17 protein-coding genes are annotated in these 17,677 nt (G+C 57.8%); 6 read left to right on the forward strand and 11 right to left on the reverse strand.

Features of this window, described 5'->3' with window-relative positions; genetic code table 11:
• Positions 1–44: 44 nt before the first annotated feature.
• The 10 genes from nirJ to ACR0DS_RS14995 all read right to left on the reverse strand — a co-directional run bounded on the left by nirJ (position 45) and on the right by ACR0DS_RS14995 (position 9,707).
• Positions 45–1,259, reverse strand: a complete 1,215-nt coding sequence (gene nirJ / locus ACR0DS_RS14950) for a heme d1 biosynthesis radical SAM protein NirJ (protein WP_480477385.1) — start codon at positions 1,257–1,259, stop codon at positions 45–47.
• Positions 1,260–1,263: 4 nt separating this feature from the next.
• Positions 1,264–1,746 carry a siroheme decarboxylase subunit beta gene (gene ahbB / locus ACR0DS_RS14955; protein ID WP_480477383.1) on the reverse strand — a complete coding sequence of 161 codons (483 nt, stop codon included), beginning with the start codon at positions 1,744–1,746 and terminating at the stop codon, positions 1,264–1,266.
• Entirely contained in the window at positions 1,743–2,192 is a 450-nt protein-coding gene (locus ACR0DS_RS14960) for an Lrp/AsnC family transcriptional regulator (protein WP_480559912.1), read from the reverse strand. The genes ahbB (ACR0DS_RS14955) and ACR0DS_RS14960 overlap by 4 nt, the downstream gene beginning before the upstream one ends.
• Complete coding sequence (gene ahbB / locus ACR0DS_RS14965) at positions 2,189–3,178, reverse strand: siroheme decarboxylase subunit beta (RefSeq protein ID WP_480559910.1); 990 nt, start codon at positions 3,176–3,178, stop codon at positions 2,189–2,191. Before ahbB (ACR0DS_RS14965) ends, ACR0DS_RS14960 begins: the two co-directional genes overlap by 4 nt.
• A 3-nt stretch (positions 3,179–3,181) precedes the next feature.
• Complete coding sequence (locus tag ACR0DS_RS14970; protein ID WP_480559908.1) at positions 3,182–4,327, reverse strand: cytochrome D1 domain-containing protein; 1,146 nt, start codon at positions 4,325–4,327, stop codon at positions 3,182–3,184.
• Positions 4,324–4,653: a c-type cytochrome gene (locus ACR0DS_RS14975; protein ID WP_480488726.1), complete on the reverse strand. Its 330-nt coding sequence runs from the start codon at positions 4,651–4,653 to the stop codon at positions 4,324–4,326. The genes ACR0DS_RS14970 and ACR0DS_RS14975 overlap by 4 nt, the downstream gene beginning before the upstream one ends.
• Before the next feature lie 46 nt (positions 4,654–4,699).
• Positions 4,700–5,461: a uroporphyrinogen-III C-methyltransferase gene (gene cobA, locus ACR0DS_RS14980; RefSeq protein ID WP_480484311.1), complete on the reverse strand. Its 762-nt coding sequence runs from the start codon at positions 5,459–5,461 to the stop codon at positions 4,700–4,702.
• Positions 5,462–5,662: 201 nt separating this feature from the next.
• Positions 5,663–6,064: a cupredoxin domain-containing protein gene (locus ACR0DS_RS14985; protein WP_480488725.1), complete on the reverse strand. Its 402-nt coding sequence runs from the start codon at positions 6,062–6,064 to the stop codon at positions 5,663–5,665.
• A gap of 54 nt (positions 6,065–6,118) precedes the next feature.
• Positions 6,119–7,906 (reverse strand): NapC/NirT family cytochrome c, encoded by a 1,788-nt coding sequence (locus ACR0DS_RS14990; protein WP_480539702.1) that lies wholly within the window; start codon positions 7,904–7,906, stop codon positions 6,119–6,121.
• A 124-nt stretch (positions 7,907–8,030) separates the two neighbouring features.
• Positions 8,031–9,707 carry a cytochrome D1 domain-containing protein gene (locus tag ACR0DS_RS14995; protein WP_480484314.1) on the reverse strand — a complete coding sequence of 559 codons (1,677 nt, stop codon included), beginning with the start codon at positions 9,705–9,707 and terminating at the stop codon, positions 8,031–8,033.
• 243 nt (positions 9,708–9,950) lie between these two features.
• Here ACR0DS_RS14995 and ACR0DS_RS15000 point away from each other — a divergent pair, with 243 nt between their 5' ends.
• Positions 9,951–11,147, forward strand: a complete 1,197-nt coding sequence (locus ACR0DS_RS15000; RefSeq protein WP_480559906.1) for an NnrS family protein — start codon at positions 9,951–9,953, stop codon at positions 11,145–11,147.
• Positions 11,148–11,174: 27 nt separating this feature from the next.
• Here ACR0DS_RS15000 and ACR0DS_RS15005 read toward each other — a convergent pair whose 3' ends face one another.
• Entirely contained in the window at positions 11,175–12,281 is a 1,107-nt protein-coding gene (locus tag ACR0DS_RS15005) for a Hint domain-containing protein (RefSeq protein WP_480559904.1), read from the reverse strand.
• 266 nt (positions 12,282–12,547) lie between these two features.
• On the opposite strand from ACR0DS_RS15005, the gene ACR0DS_RS15010 reads away from it, so the two are divergent.
• Genes ACR0DS_RS15010 through ACR0DS_RS15030 form a run of 5 tightly spaced genes read left to right on the forward strand, consistent with a single transcriptional unit; the run spans position 12,548 to position 17,673 of the window.
• Positions 12,548–12,997, forward strand: coding sequence for a c-type cytochrome (locus ACR0DS_RS15010; protein WP_209597154.1), 450 nt, complete (start codon positions 12,548–12,550; stop codon positions 12,995–12,997).
• 16 nt (positions 12,998–13,013) lie between these two features.
• On the forward strand, positions 13,014–14,381 hold the full coding sequence (locus ACR0DS_RS15015) for a cbb3-type cytochrome c oxidase subunit I (protein ID WP_267365161.1): 1,368 nt from the start codon (positions 13,014–13,016) through the stop codon (positions 14,379–14,381).
• A gap of 5 nt (positions 14,382–14,386) precedes the next feature.
• The gene (locus ACR0DS_RS15020) at positions 14,387–15,196 is read left to right on the forward strand and encodes an AAA family ATPase (protein WP_480616780.1); all 810 of its coding nucleotides are present in this window, start codon (positions 14,387–14,389) and stop codon (positions 15,194–15,196) included.
• Positions 15,197–15,205: 9 nt separating this feature from the next.
• Positions 15,206–17,128, forward strand: a complete 1,923-nt coding sequence (locus tag ACR0DS_RS15025) for a nitric oxide reductase activation protein NorD (RefSeq protein ID WP_480616782.1) — start codon at positions 15,206–15,208, stop codon at positions 17,126–17,128.
• Entirely contained in the window at positions 17,125–17,673 is a 549-nt protein-coding gene (locus ACR0DS_RS15030; RefSeq protein WP_480488714.1) for a cytochrome c oxidase subunit 3, read from the forward strand. Before ACR0DS_RS15025 ends, ACR0DS_RS15030 begins: the two co-directional genes overlap by 4 nt.
• Positions 17,674–17,677: the final 4 nt, after the last annotated feature.

The raw sequence follows: 17,677 nt of genomic DNA on the forward strand, positions 1-17,677 counted from the left end.
TACGTGTCTCTGGCGCCCATGTCGAAGGCTCAAAGCAGACAGGATCAAAAGAACTGATGCGCCGGATCATGGCTTTTCCCCCGGAACGGCGTGACCCGCAGACGCTCGCCTGCGTCGTCAACACCGATTTCTTCGTTTGTCAGGTAACAGGCCGGATCTTCGGCCCAGGGATCACCGGTCAGTTGCAGGGCCCGGATGCGGGTGTTGCCACCGCAGACATCCTTTAGCTCACAGGCCCCACAGCGCCCCTTGAGGGGGCGCGGACGCGTGCGCAGCATGGCCAGCATCGGATCGTCGCTGGTCCAAAGCTCGGAAAACGATGTCGTCTTGACGTTGCCGACTGTGTAATCAGACCAGTAGGTGTCAGGATGGACCCGGCCCAGATTATCGATATTGGCCACACCCAAACCGCTGGAATTTCCTCCCCAAGCGGCCAGATGCTCGCGGACATGCGCAGCCTTGTCAGCGTCGAAATGCGTGCGAATCCAGTTCAGGAAATACCCCGCATCTGCGTCATTGTTGCCAGTCACGATATCCAGCGGGCGACCGCCCGAGGCAGCCTCCCACGCGCGCTCCAACAGCAGATCCATTCCCTTGCGGGTGCGCTGATGCTCGGCATCTTCACCGCGGTTCTTGTCACCACGCCCGGCATAAACCAGGTGCGACAGGTAAAACTTGTCGACGCCCTCGTCATCGCATAGCTGAAGCAGGTCCGGCAGGTGATGCTGCGTGCCTTCGGTCAGGCAGAACCGCAAGCCAACCTTGATGCCGCGCCTCTTGCATTCGCGCACACCGCGCAGGGCGTCGGCAAAAGCCCCTTCAACACCGCGGAACCAGTCATTCGTGGCCCCGATCCCATCCAACGAGATGCCAACGTAGTTGAAACCAACGTCGGCAATCATGTCGGCTGTTTCATCATGAATGCGTGTCCCGTTGGTCGACAGCGCCAGCATCGGCACAATGTCGCGCGCACGTTTGGCAATGTCGAAGAAATCGAACCTGTCCAGTGGTTCCCCACCCGAGAGGATCAGGGCCGGGACGCGAAACTGGCCCAGATCCTCAAGGGTTACCATGGCTTGCTCGTGGCTGAGCTCGCCCGGGAACGCAACATCCGCCGAGACGGTGTAGCAATGACGACACTTCAGATTGCAGCGCCGCGTCAGGTTCCAGATTACAACCGGTTTCACAGGACCGGGGCGGCGTTTTCGCACCGGGGTCGGTTTGACCAGCTGGTGCATGTATTCGGTCAGGCGGAACATCGTCTCAGCCTTTCTTTTTCAGGCGCAGCCCGGTCTTTTTCAGGATGCGCGTGGAATAGAGGATATCCTTGGCCCGGCAGGCATCACCCAGGATCATAGTGATCTGGGCGCGTTTTTCCTCGACTTCATCCCGATCCGATCCGTGAACCATGGCAAACAGATTGTAGGGCCAGTCGGGCAGGGCGCGCGGGCGTTCATAGCAATGGGTGACAAAGGGTAGAGCACCGATCTGAGCGCCCAATTCGGCGATGCGGTCATCTTCGACATCCCAGACAGTCATACCGTTTGAGGTCATGCCCAGCTTGTAGTGGTTGGGGGCGGCCGCGATGCGGCGGATTACGCCGCGCGCTTTGAGGGCTGACAGCCTCTCAAGCAGATCGGCTTCCTGCATCCCCAGATCATCAGCAACCTGAGCATATGGGGCAGAAACCAGAGGCAATCCGCCCTGTAGCGCTTGGATAATCAGTCTGTCTGTTGCGTCGATCATGCCGCCACCCGAAAGCCGATGTAGAATTCCTGAAGTTTGGGGAAACAAAGAACCTCGATCCCCGTTTCCCGTTCGATTGCATCGGCTGTGGCCCTGATGCCTTCGGGCGTTTCAGTGGCCAGTACGAACCACATGTTCAGCCAGTGCGTGCGTTCATAATTATGGGCAACCTCGGGGTGTGCATTGACTTTGGTCACGACGGCTTCAAATTCTCCGGCTGGAACGGCCATCGCACAGAGGCAAAAGGCACCGCCCATCGCCGCGGCGTCGAAGAACGGCCCAAAACGTGTGATGACACGGGCCTCTTTCATGCACGTCAGGCGCACCAGCAATTCGGCCTCGGACAGGCCAAGTTCTTTGGCGACTGTTGCGTAAGGATGTGAAACCAGTGGCAGATCGTCTTGCATCCGGTTCAGGATCGCACGGTCAGTTTGGTCCAGCATCATGCGGCGACCTCCTTGGTTTGAATCAGCGCGCCGGTCTGCTTGAAGCAGCGGGTTGAGAACAGAACCTTGTTCCGTGCACCCGTCAGTTCTGGCAGGGCCGTCGCACGGGTCAGCACGTCCAAAGCCTCGCTGCGGGATCGCGCGTGGATCATGGAATACAGGCGATATGGCCACACACCGGGCACCGGGTTGCGCTCGTAACACAAGGTCACACCGGGGAAAGCCGCCAAAGCGGGGCCGGCTGTATCGACCTGCTCCGCTGGCAGGTCCCAGACAACCATCGCATTGGCCGACCAGCCAAGCGCCCGGTGACGTACGATGACGCCCAGCCGCGAGATGATACCGGCCGAATGCAACGCGATGACTCGCGCCATCACATCATCAACGTCCCGGTTCAGTGAATGTGCCAATTCTGCATAGGGTTCAGCGACCAGAGACAGTCCCGAGCTGAGCGTTTGCAGTAGACATCGATCGCCGTCGCGCATGGCGGATGCATCCACCTGACGCGCTGTGGGCACATTTTTGATCCCTCCGATCATGCGGAACCCAAGATCAACGTTGAAAGGGCGCACCAGCCGCAAATCCAGTACCAGCAGCCCGGTGACCCGGCTGATCCGTGCGAGGGTAGCATCCACATGCGCCCGATCCGGGCCGGTAGCGACGAACCAGAGGTTCCAAGCGTCCTCGCGCTGATAATTGTGGTTTACACCCGGCTCGGCGTCGATCAGGGCGGCAACCTCTTCCAGCCGCTCCTCCGGGACGGACACTGCTGCCAGCGTACTGGCCGTCACCACGCCGGGTGTGATGGTTGCGCCAACCCGCGTGATGCGGCCTGTGGTGCGCATTCTGGTCAGGCGGTGGATGACTTCGCTTTCGTCCAGTTCAAGAGCGGTTCCAAGAACCTGAAACGGGCGTTCGGTCACCGGGAAATCACGCTGAAATTCATCCAGCAAGCGGCGGTCGATCGGGTCTGTAATGTGTTGCATAACTTACAGACCCGTTTTGTGCGCACGCGCAGTAAAGAAGATACCCGACGGGCTTTCGGCCTCGATCTCACGTAGTTTTTCGAAGCTACGCGTGTCATAAACCATGACCTTGTTCGCATCGCGCACACTGATCCAGACCTCGTGCCCGCGCGGTGTGAATTCCATGTGCAAAACGGCAGGGCCGGGCTTGAATTCGTGGATGATCTGTTTGCTGACGGTATCGATGACCTGAATGGTATCGTTCAGCGGGTGGGCAAAGTTAACCCAGACCTGCCGCCCGTCCGGGCGGGCCATGGCAAAGACCGGCTGTCCGTAGGTTTGCGTGCGTCCGGTCTCGGTCAGGGTGGTGGAGTCGATCCACAAAACCTCGTGGTGGCCAACGGCGGGCAAGGCAAATTCGGACCCTGTCAGCGCCCAACCTTCCAGATGGGGCATCTTGTAGACCGGCATTTCCTCCTGACCACGGCCATAGCCGGGTAGAACGCGGATCGGTTCCGGGTTGTCGGACCACAGATCAAGCGCGGTCAGACCATCCTCGCCAAACAGGCCGGTGATATAGGTGCGGCCATTGGCAGTGATCAGCGCGTCATAAGGGTTCTTGCCGATATCGGGGATCTTGGTGATCTCGGGCGCGCCTTGTGCGAAATCCGCGATCCATGTCTCACCCGTGTCCCACATTGTGAAAACGAAACGGCGACCCGGCGCGTCGACCAGACCAATCGTTTTGCTGCCGGTGGGAATGTCAGCCACCTTCTCCAGCGTTTGCGCATCAAACACGCGCACACCGCCGGGTTCGTAATTCGATACCGCTACAAGGGCGCCATCGTCCGAGATTGCGCCGCCAATGGCGTTTCCGGACTGCACAACACGGTTCACGATCTGGCGGGTGACAATGTCAACCTTGGTCAGGCCTCCGTCGCGGCCAAAGACATAGGCAAAACGTTCATCCGGTGAATAGACCAACGAGGCGTGGGACAGATCGCCCAATCCTTCTATCCGGGCCAGAGCTGCACGGTCGGACTGGTCCACCAACAGGACCGATCCGCTGGCACGTTCGATCACCAGCCCAAGGTCTCCTGTTGCCATCGGCTCGGCCTGGGCCGTGGTCATCATCAATGTCGCCGCAAGGCTGAGGATAAGGTGTTTCATTGTGCCTCCTGTTCCAGCAGGTATCGGGCAATCCATTCGGCCTCTTCTTCGCTGATCAGGGGCCGCCACGGGGGCATCGCCGTATCGGGGATGCCGTCAAGGATGACGCCGGTCAAAACCTCGGCGTCATAATGCTCCAGTGTTTTCGAGCGCAGATCAGGCCCCAGGCCGCCTTTCAGCGATAACCCGTGGCACGAGCCGCAATCCTGATGCACAAGTCTTTTCAGTGCGTTGGGATCAATGACATCAGCAGCAAAGGCGGACGTTGCGGCCAGAACCGCAGTTGTCAGAAAGGTTCGGGCAACCCACCCCTTGTGGCCGGGCACATTTCTGTTCGGCGCGGGACACGGCACACGATTTCTGCACCCTAGCTTAGCCATGAGCCCGTTCCAGAATGTTCGCCACGGGCTGTTCGGCGTAGAGTGAGACAACTTTGCCGATGATGAAAAGCGTTGGTGCCTTCAACCCGGAGGTGCGCACGTCGTTGGCCAATTGGTCCAGCCGTGACACCAGCCGGCGTTCATCGGGTGTCGTCGCATTTCCGATGGCCAGAACCGGTGTTGATCCTGGCAGGTTTTCGGTCATCAGCCCCATGGCGATCTGGCCGATATTGGCCACACCCATATAGACCACCAGTGTCGTGTCCGGGTCGGCCAGGCGTTTCCAGTCCAGATCCAGCACTTTGTCTGCCTGCCGGTGTCCGGTAACATATTGAACCGAGGTGGCCAGACCGCGATGGGTCAGCGGCACGCCGGTCGAGCAGGACGCGCCCTGCGCCGCCGTGATCCCCGGTGCGTATTCGACTGCCACGCCATGGGCCATCAGATAAGCGGCTTCTTCCGAGCCGCGGCCAAAGATCATCGGGTCGCCACCTTTCAGACGGGCGACCGTGTGACCTGCGCTGGCCTCTTCCAGAAGGATTTCGTTGATCCGGTCCTGTGGGACGGTGTGGCATTTGGGCGCTTTCCCAACAGGGATCAGCCGCGCGCCTTCGGCGTGCAGATTCAGGATATCAGCAGACACCAGCCTGTCATAGACCACCACATCTGCTTCCTGCAGCATTCGCAGGGCACGCAGCGTCATCAGTTCGGGGTCGCCGGGGCCTGCACCAATCAGAAAAACCTTACCGCTCATGTTCAAACTCGCTGGGTCTGAATGTCTTCGAAACCCGGGGTTTCCTGCGCGAATCCAATGCTTTTGCGGGACGTTGCTGGGTAGGCCGGGCGTGTCATGAGGGCAGATTGGCGCAATCGAAAACCAACCTCCTTGACATAAGTTAAGGAGCGCGGGATTTGCGCCCGCGCCCCTCTGTTCAGCCTATGAAAACACCCGGGATCAGGGCTCGACAGTGATCACCCCGATCATGTTCTGTGTCTCCCAATGGGGCCCGCAGAGATAATCCTGAGGGCCGGGTGTCAGGAAGGTCATTTCAACCGTTTCTTCCGGGAACAACCGGTCGCTTTCGGGTTCGCTGCCATCTTTCAGCAACACACTGTGGCTGGTGCGCTTGTCGACATTCACCCATCGGACAGTTGTACCTGCCTTTACGGTCAGTTCGAACGGGCAGAAATTGTAGTTGTACATCAAAACCACTTTGGCGTCCTCGACCGAGGCCGAGGGGTGGCCGAACAGCTCGACATAACGTTCTTCGGCTTCGGCGCAGATCTCGGCGGTTTCATCTGACCAGGCTGGCGCGGCAAGAAGCAGCAGCGCGGGAAGAAGGCGGTGGGGTTTCATGGTCCATGTCTCCTTTCCAAAGTAATTGGGGCCGGGAGAACCGGCCCCAAACTGTTATTGCTTGACCACGTTGATAAACGCGCTGTCGTCGTCGAGCGCTAGGCTGGTATCCAGCGTTACGTGGTGGAACCGTGCGGCGGCAAAGTCATCATGGATGGCAAAACCGACCGTATAGGTTTGACCGGCCTCCAGCGGAACATCGCCGGGTGCGCCTGAGTTCAGCGGACGTGTGAAAACAACCGTCCACATGCCACCAGACAGGTTTGCCGAGGCTGCAATCTCACCATCATTGACCACCCGCTGTTCCAGCAGATAACCATTTGTGGCACTGCCGTCCGCGTAGACACGCATCAGGTCAAGATAGGTACCGTCAGCCAGATACTGCTCGATTTGTTCGGCGGCCTGCAACTTGTCCCAACCGCCCAAAGCCTTGCCGCCTCGACCTTTGATCTCGATCTCGGTGCGGCTTTCGCTGAGGTACTTGGTCACGGTGTCCTGAGCGGTCAGGCGACCGGAAACATCCCCGTTTGCGGCAATTGCATCGGCCTCAGGCGCAAAGGGCATATGGGTGTTGTCGGCGTGGCACGACGCCCAGCACCCGACCTGATCGCCCAGCTCGATACCGGTTCCGGTGATCATCATAGCGACCTTGATCTGGTTTTCAGGATCCATTTTGCCGCCATCGACAAACGGAGCAGGGTTGTGCCCCGCATCCGGCCATTGCAGACGGATGTACAGGTTTTCGTCATCATGTGCCGCCTGAACGGTTGCGTCGATCACACCGCGTTTGCCGGGGATCGGAGTGGGTTCCAACTCGCCACCGGCAACGATCTTGTTACCAATCGCATCCAGTTCCTTGGCATGACAGGTCGAACATTGATCGCCACCTTTGGTCAGCGGACGGGCCCCGCCATGGGTTTTTCCGTTCTGCACCCATTCAAACGACGCCTGGCCTGGATAGAACAGTTTCAAGTCCGCACTGGCCACCGCATTCCAGTCGATGTTGGCACCGACATCGCCGCTTTCACTGCTGGCAGGTGTTGCCGAACCATCGGTTGCAGCCGCTGCCCGCTCTTCCGCGACAGCGGCGTCAACTGCTGCCGCAATCTGGGCCTGAACGGCCTCCTGCTGGGCTTTCTTTGCAGCTTTCTCAGCCTCGGCCTCGGCAGCTTCCTTGGCTTCGATCCGTTCAAGGCTGGCAAGGTATTCTGGCGGAATTGGTCGAATGAAGGCCGGATTTGGCGCTTCAAGCTCTTCCAGATATTCGTCGGATGCGCGGTCTCGGATGTTCGAGTGTGCAATGCCCTTGTGGCAGTCGATACATGTCTGACCGGTTTCCATTGCGTTCAGGTGCTGCTGACGTGCACGCGGACGCTGGAATTCAGGCATCATCGATTCAAAGTCATGGCAGTTTCGACATTCACGCGAGTCCGTTGATTTCATCCTCTCCCACTCATTCATGGCAAGATGAATGCGCTTGGCTTCGAATTTCTCTCGGGTGTTGATGGTGCCGACCATCTTTCCATAAAGCTCTTTCGAGGCTTTTATTTTGCGGATGATTTTGTGGGTCCAGTCCTTGGGCACGTGACAGTCCGAGCAGACCGCACCAACGCCCGACCGGTTCACGTCGTGGATCGTGCCCTGGTATTCCGCATAAACAAAATCTCGCATCTCGTGGCACGAGACACAGAATTCCTTGGTATTCGTGGCTTCCATGGCGGTGTTGAACCCACCCCAGAAGATGATGCCGGCGGCGAAAGCCGCAGCAATACCGGCCACGGGCATTCCCCACAGGAAATACCGGCGCCAGATCGGTTTTTTCTTATCCGGTTCGGAAGTCATATCCGGGCTCCGTTTTGGCTGTCTTGTCTGGCCTTGGGTGGCAGGCCGGTGAGTTTGGCGGATCTGTCAAACGAGGAAAGGGCGGGCGAGGGGCCCGCCCTTTCCGGTTTAGGTTGCGAACCCCTCAGGTGACGTGGTTCGACCGGTTGTGGACATTGAACTTGCCGGTTGGCGCGTAAAGTCCGTCAATCCGACCGATCTCTTCCAATGTCTTGGCGTCGAAGATCACAATCTGACCGTTGGGTTCCTTCGAGTCCGACAGGTTCCACTTGGAAACCCAGACCTCGGTACCATCGGCGTTGAATTCGAAGTGAACAGCGGCGCTGCCTTCGTCTTCGGTGATCTGGATGGTTTTCACGATCTCGCCGGTCTCTTTCGAGATGACCTGAACCGATTGTTGAATTTCCGGCTCGGGGTGTTTGGTCTGATCAGCCCAGATGTAATCCGAGTTCGGGTGGGTGCGGACAAACAGGCCGGGGCCGTCGGTTTCCACCTCGTAACAGGTTTTCCACGCCTGATCCGGGTGGCCTTCTGGGTCGTTGCCCCAGACTGTCACGGTACCGACACCCAGGTGGGTTGTGCCCGCCACAGGTCCGCAGTTCGGGTCAATCCAGTTCGCGCCCGGGCCGGGGTGCGGCAGGGCAGCGGTGTCGATCATAGCCTCAAGCTTGTGCGTTTCGGTATCGACAACGACCATCTTGTTCGATGCGTTTGCCGCGATCTGGAAGTACCGGCCTGTCGGGTCGAAGAACCCGTCATGCAGGAACTTGGCCGAGTTGATCTTGTCAATCCGCAAGTTGTCGAGGTCGGTGTAGTCAACCTGCCAAAGCTGACCCAGCTCTTTCACGGCAACGATCCAGGTGGGTTCGTTCGGCGTGGTGTAGATAGCGGCCACACGGGCTTCTTCCACATACTCACCATCTACGTTTGTGCCACGGGTCGAAACGACTTTGACCGGCTCCATGGTCTGCGCATCAACGATCGCAAAGTGAGGCGGCCAGTACCCACCACCGATGACGTATTTGCCGTCACCGGACACGGCGACATCGCGCGCGTCATAGGCGATCTTGACTTCCGAAACCAGCATCTTGTCCGGCGTTTGCCAGAGGTCGATCTTGGTCATCTTGCCGTCACGGCCCATTGTGTACCAGAAACGTCCAGGTGTTTCGGGTTCGGTGATGTTGTGATGTTCCGAAGCCTTCAGGACGTGCACGGCATAGCCGGTCGGAATATGCGTCAGCACTTCTTTCGTGTCACCGTCGATGACGGCAACCTTGCCCACATCGCGTTCGATGACGACAAAGAAGTTTTCCCAGTTGCGGCCGTGAAGCGGCTCGGTCGGGTAGTCTGCTTCTTCGACGTAAACCTTGCGGGTTGCCTTCATCTGTTCCAGCGACATTTCAGGCGGCTTTGGGGCCTCCATCATGATGTAGGTCGCCATATCCTTGATTTCCTGCTCGGACATGATGTCCGAGAAGTTGTTCATCCCGCCTTCAGTTCCCCAGGCGATGATTTTCTCAAGGCGTTCCTGACCCAGTTTCAGGGTGCCGCCTTCGGTTACGGTGCCGTCGGCTGCGGTCTTCTTCCAATGCGGCTCCAGGTTTTTACCGGTAGCGCCTTTGCGCAAAACCCCGTGGCAGCCTGCACATTGTTCAAAGTACAGTTGTTTCGAAGCTTCAAAGGCTTCGTCGCTAAGTGTTGGCTCGTCGGCAAAAGCTGGAGCAGCGACGCTGCCCAACAACATTGCCAATCCGACCCCAAAAGCGCGGCCGGTCTTGTTGTAGCTGATTCCAAGTGACATGATCACTCTCCATTTGCGTGGTGAGGCAATGCGGAGACTGATCCATCACGGGATTGTCATCCTTGACCAAAGTCAACGGGCGCGGCGCTAACTTCGTTCTTTGGGCAAAAACCAGACGCAGATTTCAGCAATAAAACCTGTTTTTTTCGCACATGTTTATGGCGTCTTGATTTCGGTTAAGTGCCCCAATCCCGTCGGACGGTACTGCTTGTTGAACGACAAGATGGGCCATGGAGAGCAGGCATGTCATCTGCAATATCGCGCATTTTCAGCGAAGGGTTTCGGATATTTTTCCTTTCCGCCGGTCTTTATGGTGTGTTTGCTGGTGTCGCCTGGGGTGTTTGGCTGGCCTCACTGGATGGGCTCTTACCCTATGCCGAGCAAAGTTATGGAATGCCCCCGGTCATGTGGCATGCCCATGAGATGATTTTTGGCTATGCGACGGCAGCACTGGGTGGGTTTTTTCTGACCGCAGTTCCAAACTGGACCGGTACGCCGGAAGTGCGGGCGCGCTTTGTCACGATCGTAGCGCTGATCTGGATGGCGGGGCGGCTGGCTGTGTGGTTATCAGGGTCGCTCTCTCCGACTACCGTCGCAATTATCGATCTGAGCTTTGTTCCAATTCTTGTCCTGAAAATTGCCAGCCAGCTGGTACGCAGGCCCAAGCCACAGAACATGATATTTCTGTATCTTCTGAGTTTGGTATGGTTGGCCAACCTGATGGTTCATCTGGAATGGATTGGACTCACCACAGACACGCTGAATACCGGAGTTCGTGCAGGGCTACTGACCTTGTGTTCAATGATAGCGATACTGGGGGGGCGTATCACACCGGCCTTTACGCGCAATGCAATGAAACGCGACGGTGTGCCCGAAGCCTTGTGGCCGGTTTCAAACGCGGTGCTGGAAAAGGCCGTGATGGCGCTTGCCCTTATGCTGCCGTTGTTGGTGCTGACCTTGGGCAGTGTTTCCTTGGCGGGTATCTGCGCGTTGCTGCTGGGCGGCGCCCAACTGATGCGCATGGCACGGTGGAGAGCGGGTTGGGCGCTGCGGCAGCCGATCCTGATTGCTTTGCACCTGGGCCTGATGATGCTGGCCCTTGGGTTGTTGCTGTGGGGGTCTGCCGTCATCGGATATGGTAATGAGATCGGCGCGCTTCACATTTTGGGGATCGGGTGCGTTGGTGGCATGACCCTTGCCGTCATGAGCCGCGCCGCCCTTGGCCACAGCGGCCGGCCCCTTGTTGCACCGTCGCCAATGGCGGTCGGATACGGGCTGATGGCGGCGGCGGCTTTGGTCCGCTGGTTGGGGTCCGGGCTGGCAGGTGGATATATGACGGCCATGCTGACGGCTGACGGGTTATGGATTGCCGCAATCGGGTTGTACCTGTTTGCCATGTGGCCCGCGCTGACAGGCCCGCGCGCAGCGAAGCACGGCTGACACGGAACCTTAACCGCGTATTACTATTCAGAATATCAAGGGGCGTTCGTTCTTTACATGGCGGGACACGAGCGCACGAGCGCGTCTTCCGTTTTCAGGTATGTGCCGCACAGCTTGAGGAACGTACATTGGGGTCTCTAGTTCCGGAAACAGGTCGAAGATTTCCGCCCTTGCTTCTGGGGGAACGCTGGACAGAGCCTGTGCGCCGACAAAAAGGCTTTCTGACGGGGCACCTTCTGCGTAGATGATTTCATGGCGGTCGAACAAAAGATGGAGATATGTGACTGACACGGTGTCATCTGCAACGCTGATACCAGGGCTGGCGACAAGAATACGAGCGGGGACCAGGATTTCCTCTGCGTCGAACATTCTGACGGCGATTCGGGATCGAACCAGTATGCGGTGCTGTGGCGAAACAAGCAGGTCGCGTTTTGGCAAGTCACACCCCAAGGCCCCGGCCTTGATGAGGATTGGTAGCAGCTTGGGTTTTTTCACCAGCTCTTCATGCGATAGGTTTCGCGTCCCGATCCAACGTATGTGTTGCGGTCCATTGTCGGCAGTGACGACCATGTCACCCACCTTCAGATCCTCGATGGGTATCGGACCTTCTGGCGTCATGATAAGTGTTCCGGCAGCAAAGCACGGCACGTCAATAATGGCAGCAGGGTCAGTTGTGTCGGGCGCATTGGTCGGCGTGACATTCACGATGTTCATCGAGTAGGTCGTACCGGGCACAAGAGGTTCAGAGGTAATATAGCCGCCCAATACGCCGTCAACTTCGACGCGATATACAGTGATTGTGCCTCCGCCTGGTTTGGACAGAATGTAGGATTCTTCCAGGTATATTGAGCCACTCAAATAGGTGGTCGAACCATCGAGGGTGGTGATAGTACCGGTCTGCGTCAGGTCATCGCCGTCTTCGTCGTCAAAGCGGTCACCGTTGAAAACATCCCCTGTATCGACAACAGGTGCTCCGCCTCCGTTTTGAATAAAACCACCAGCTGCGTCAGTCACACTAAACAAACGTCGATCCGTGTCGGGATCAAAATTGACATCCAACGTAACCGTGTCCGGCCCAATCGTATTCACCGTGATTACACCAGGGGTATAACCGATATAGGAATAGTTCGCCATTTTCACCCATCAATCATTGAAACGGAATTTTTCACCTTTTTCTCAGGTGGTTGAATAGGTCCTTCATGTCAAAAAGTCGACGCGAAAGTGTTCACAATTGCCTCAGATTTAAAGGCAATCCCAAGGTCATTTCGTTATTTTCGCTGTTTGCGGATGTCTGATCTCGTTCCTGAGGATACTTTAGAAGTCTTGACTTTCGTTAAGGCAGCCCTGTGACCCGCACGTCATGTTGCCTGCACTAGCTAATCTGCGCAAAGGAGAGCGCGATGCGAGAAGTCATGACAAAGAGCATGGCTCGCAATATTTTCTATGGCGGGTCACTGTTCTTCATCCTCATCTTTCTGGCTCTATCAGCCCATTCACACCTGTATATCGTCAATTCCGAAAATGCCGCGAAGCTCGACGAAAGTGTGGTTCGGGGCAAACATGTTTGGGAAAAACACGCCTGTATCAACTGCCACACGATCCTTGGTGAAGGGGCGTACTTTGCCCCTGAGGTCGGCAATGTGATGACACGTTGGGGCGTGTTGGACGACCCGGAATCGGCCTTTGAATCCCTCAAGGGCTGGATGGAGGCACAACCCACCGGCATTCCCGGTCGTCGGCAGATGCCGCAATTCAACCTCAGCGACGAAGAGATCCGGGATCTGACCAACTTCCTGATCTGGACGGACAACATCGACGCTCAGGACTGGCCGCCCAACGAGGCTGGCTGAGAAGGGGAATGGAGCAATGAAATACGAATCTCAAAAAATCGCCTATGCCTACTTTGCGGTAGCCATGGCGCTGTTCGCGATACAGGTGATCGGCGGCCTGCTGGCCGGCTTCATCTATGTATTCCCTAACTTCCTGAGCGAGCTTCTGCCGTTCAACATCGTGCGGATGCTGCACACCAACGCGCTGATCGTCTGGCTGATACTGGGCTTTTTCGGTGCGGCCTATTTCCTGATCCCGGAAGAGGCCGAGCGCGAAATCCACTCGCCCAAGCTGGCCTATTTGCAGCTGATCATTCTTGTGGTCGGTACGTTGGGCGTGGTTTTGACTTATGTCTTCAACCTGTTCGAAGGCAACTGGTTGCTGGGCAAAGAGGGGCGCGAGTTCCTTGAGCAACCCAAATGGGTCAAGGCCGGTATCGTCGTCGCCGCGCTGATGTTCCTTTACAACGTGTCGATGACCGTTCTGAAGGGCAAGAAGACCGCAATCACCAATATCCTGTTGTTGGGCCTGTGGGGTCTGGCGCTGCTGTTCCTGTTTGCCTTCTACAACCCAGGCAACCTGTCCCTGGACAAGCAATACTGGTGGTATGTTGTCCACCTGTGGGTCGAAGGTGTGTGGGAACTGATCATGGCGTCGATCCTGGCCTACCTGATGCTGAAGCTGACCGGTGTGGACCGAGAGATCGTCGAGAAATGGCTTTATGTCATCGTGGCCGCTGCGCTATTCTCGGGAATTCTTGGAACAGGTCACCACTACTATTGGATCGGCACCCCCGGTTACTGGCAGTGGATTGGGTCGATCTTCTCAAGCCTCGAGGTGATCCCGTTCTTCGCGATGATGGCCTTTGCCTTCGTCATGGTCTGGAAAGGCCGTCGTGACCACCCCAACAAAGCCGCTCTGTTGTGGTCGCTGGGTTGTGCAACGCTTGCCTTCTTCGGTGCCGGTGTCTGGGGCTTTCTGCATACGCTGCACGGGGTGAACTATTATACCCACGGTACGCAAATCACTGCGGCCCATGGTCACCTGGCCTTCTACGGCGCCTATGTCTGCCTCAACCTTGCGATCTTCAGCTACGCGATGCCGATCCTGAAGAATCGTGATCCTTACAATCAGGTGCTGAACATGGGCTCGTTCTGGTTGATGACCAGCGGTATGGTCTTTATGACCTTCGTGCTGACCTTCGGCGGCACCGTGCAGACACACATGCAGCGCGTGGTCGGAGATTACTTCATGGACGTACAAGACCAGATCGCAATCTTCTACTGGATGCGTCTAGGTTCCGGTATCGTCGTGGTCCTTGGTGCGCTGCTGTTCATCTACTCGATCTGGGTTCCCCGGAAAGAAGTCATTGAACCCGGCGCGGCTGAAACCCCTGCGGAGTGATGGATATGGACGGCTCCATGAAACTGAATGAGGGGGCGGCAAACGCCCCCTTCTACCTGCCCCAAGGCGATGAATGCGATGTGTTCACCGCGGCTTATAACAACGACTTGCCAGTTCTGCTGAAAGGTCCGACGGGCTGCGGCAAGACCCGCTTTGTGGCCCACATGGCCGCAAAACTTGGCCGCCCGCTTTATACCGTAGCCTGCCATGATGATCTGGCGGCTGCTGACCTGATTGGCCGTTATCTGCTGAAAGGCGGGGAAACCGTCTGGGTCGATGGCCCCCTGACCCGCGCAGTGCGCGAAGGCGCGATCTGCTACCTCGACGAGGTGGTCGAGGCCCGTAAGGATGTGACTGTCGTTCTGCACCCGCTGACCGATGACCGGCGCATCCTGCCAATCGACCGCACTGGCGAAGAGCTTGAAGCCGCACCTGGCTTCATGCTGGTGGCGTCGTACAACCCCGGATACCAGAATATCCTGAAAACCCTGAAACCCTCGACCCGGCAGCGGTTCATCTCTTTGGAGTTTGATTTCCCATCCGCGCAGATGGAAGCCGAAGTGGTCGCACAGGAAAGCGGTCTGCCGCTGGAACGTTGCAAGCCGCTGGTTCGGCTGGCGGGTAAGCTGCGCGGGCTTAAGGGTCAGGATCTTGAGGAAGGCGTTTCCACCCGACTGGTTGTTTATGCCGCAACACTTATCGCACAAGGCATGTCCACCGACCGCGCCATCCTCGCGGCCATGATTGAACCTCTGACAGATGACGAGGATATCAAACGCGGGCTCCTCGATCTTGTTACGGCTGTCTTTGGGTGAGGCCGGCCGATGGTCAAGATCGATTTTGAGCCATGGGAACCCGAAGAAACGATCGGGAAACTGTGGCACACCCTTGCCAGCCGCCTCGATGCACCCCAGGTGCACGATGGAGCCGCGGTCGACCTCTCTGAGGTCGCGGGGCGGCTGGCCGTCCTCTTTCGAGGGCTGGGCGGTGGTCCGGGCGTAGAATTGCGCCCGGTCTCGCCCGAGGTTTCACATCACCGCCTAAGTTGGCGTCGGCGTCTGGCGACCGAAGTGGAGCTGATGCCGCGCGCTTCGTTTGATGGCGAAGTCTTGCGCTTGCCGGACCGGTTGGCGGTTTTTCCTGCGCGCGAAGCCAATGGCGCGCTGTATGTCTGGCTGGCCGCTGCGGCTGCCCATGCGGGAACGCGAATTGATGAAGACGATCCGCTGCGCGCCGACCTGCGCGCGTTGATCGCTGCGCAGAGAATGGTTGATACGACGCTGGACGACGCCCCCGGCCTGCGCCCGCTTTACACCGAACTTTGCAAGGGCGTGCTGCATCAGCGCGATATCCCCAACCTGCCACCGATTGAAGACGCAGTTGAAGAGCTGATCCGCCATAAGTTGGGTGACCCTCAACCGCTGTCGGCGAAAGCCGAGCAGCTTCTGACACTGGACGAGGACCTGATCGCCCCTCGCGGCTATCAGCCTATGCGCCCGGTTCCCCTGTGGCCCGAACTGCGCGCAGTTGGCTTTTCCGAACATAACGAGGTGGAAAACCCCGAAACTGAAGGTCCGCCCGAGGAATCCGGTGAGAAAACCCACCGCGCCCGTCGTCGCAAATCGGATCAGGCCGAGCGCAGCGACAGTTTCATTCTGCATAAGTTCGAAGCCATCCTCAGCTGGGCCGAGTTCCTGAACATCAACCGCCGCATCGACGATGATGATCCCGACAATGCCAAGAAAGCGGCCGATGACCAGGAAGAGATTGGCCTGGGTCAGATATCAAAAGCCCCGCCAACGCGGCTGAAACTGCACCTTGATCTGGCACCCGAGGATGTGAACCGGGAGCGTCTGTCCGGTCGCATCCTTTATCCCGAATGGGACGTGCGTTCGGGCCGATATCTAGCAGATCACGTCAACGTCCTGCTGTCGGATGCGGATATCCGCGACGATGCTGCCGCGTTTGGCAAGGACCCTGCCACCGCCCGCCGTATCCGCGCGGTCAAACGCCAGTTCGAGGCGCTGCGCCCTGGACGCGTGATGACACGCGGCCATCTGGACGGTGACCAGTTGGATATCGAAGCCGCCGTGCGCGCCGAAACTGACCGCATGGCCAGTGGCGAAAGCAACGACCGCATTTGGCAACAATCCCGCCCCGAGGCGCGCGATCTGGCAGTCTCGATCCTGCTGGATGTCAGCCGGTCCACTGAAAGTGCCGTAACCGGTCGCGCCGTGATCGACATTGAACGTGAAGCCCTGGCTGCTTTGGCCTGGGGCCTGAACGCCTGCGGTGACGATTTCGCCATTCATGCCTTCAGTTCGCTGAAACGTCAGCGCGTATATATCCAGCGATGCAAACGGTTTGATGAGCCGATGGACGCCAAAGTTGAACAACGTATCGCGTCACTGCGACCCGGTCACTACACGCGGCTTGGGGCCGCGATCCGCCACTGTTCAAAGGATCTGGCAAGTCAGACCCGCAAACGCCGCCTGTTGCTGGTGATCACCGATGGCAAACCCAATGACCTTGACCATTACGAAGGGCGTCACGGTATTGAAGACACCTGCATGGCCGTGCGTGAGGCACGCCGCGCCGGGCAATCGGTTTTTGGCGTCACCATCGATAAAACCGGCAAAAGCTGGTTCCCCCGCATGTTCGGACAGGGCGGTTTCGCTGTTATCCCAGATCCGCATCGCCTGACCATGGCGTTGCCGCAAATATATCGCCAATTGGTCGGTGCATGAGCGAAACCTCCTTCATCGACGAGCTTCCGGGCGAATTGCTGATGTGGGTTCTGATTATTAGTGAGCTGCTGGTTTTTGGTGCGGGGCTGATCGCGTTCATGGGCGTTCGCCTGACCGACCCTGCAGGCTTTGCCGAGGCGCAATCGCATCTTTATCGAACAGGTGCAGCCTTTAACACTGCAATACTGGTCACATCTGGCTACCTGGCCGCGCAGGCCCTGAACTGGCGCCGCGCAGCATTCCGGTTCAAGGCCAGACTTGCCCTGACAGGGGCGGCCGTACTTGGGATCGCATTCCTGGTTGTCAAAAGCGTGGAATATGCTGGAAAGGCGGGGCAGGGCATTACCTATGAAACCCACCCGTTTTTCATGTTCTACTACCTGCTGACAGGATTTCACGCGGCGCATGTTCTGGCCGGGGTGTGTATCCTGTTGCTGGTCGCGTGGCGCGATGATCCTCGTAACATCGAGGCGGGCGCACAGTTCTGGCACATGGTCGATCTGGTTTGGATCGTGCTGTTTCCCGTGATTTATCTTCTGGGATAAACAA

The organism is Ruegeria sp. AF5 (assembly GCF_056541905.1).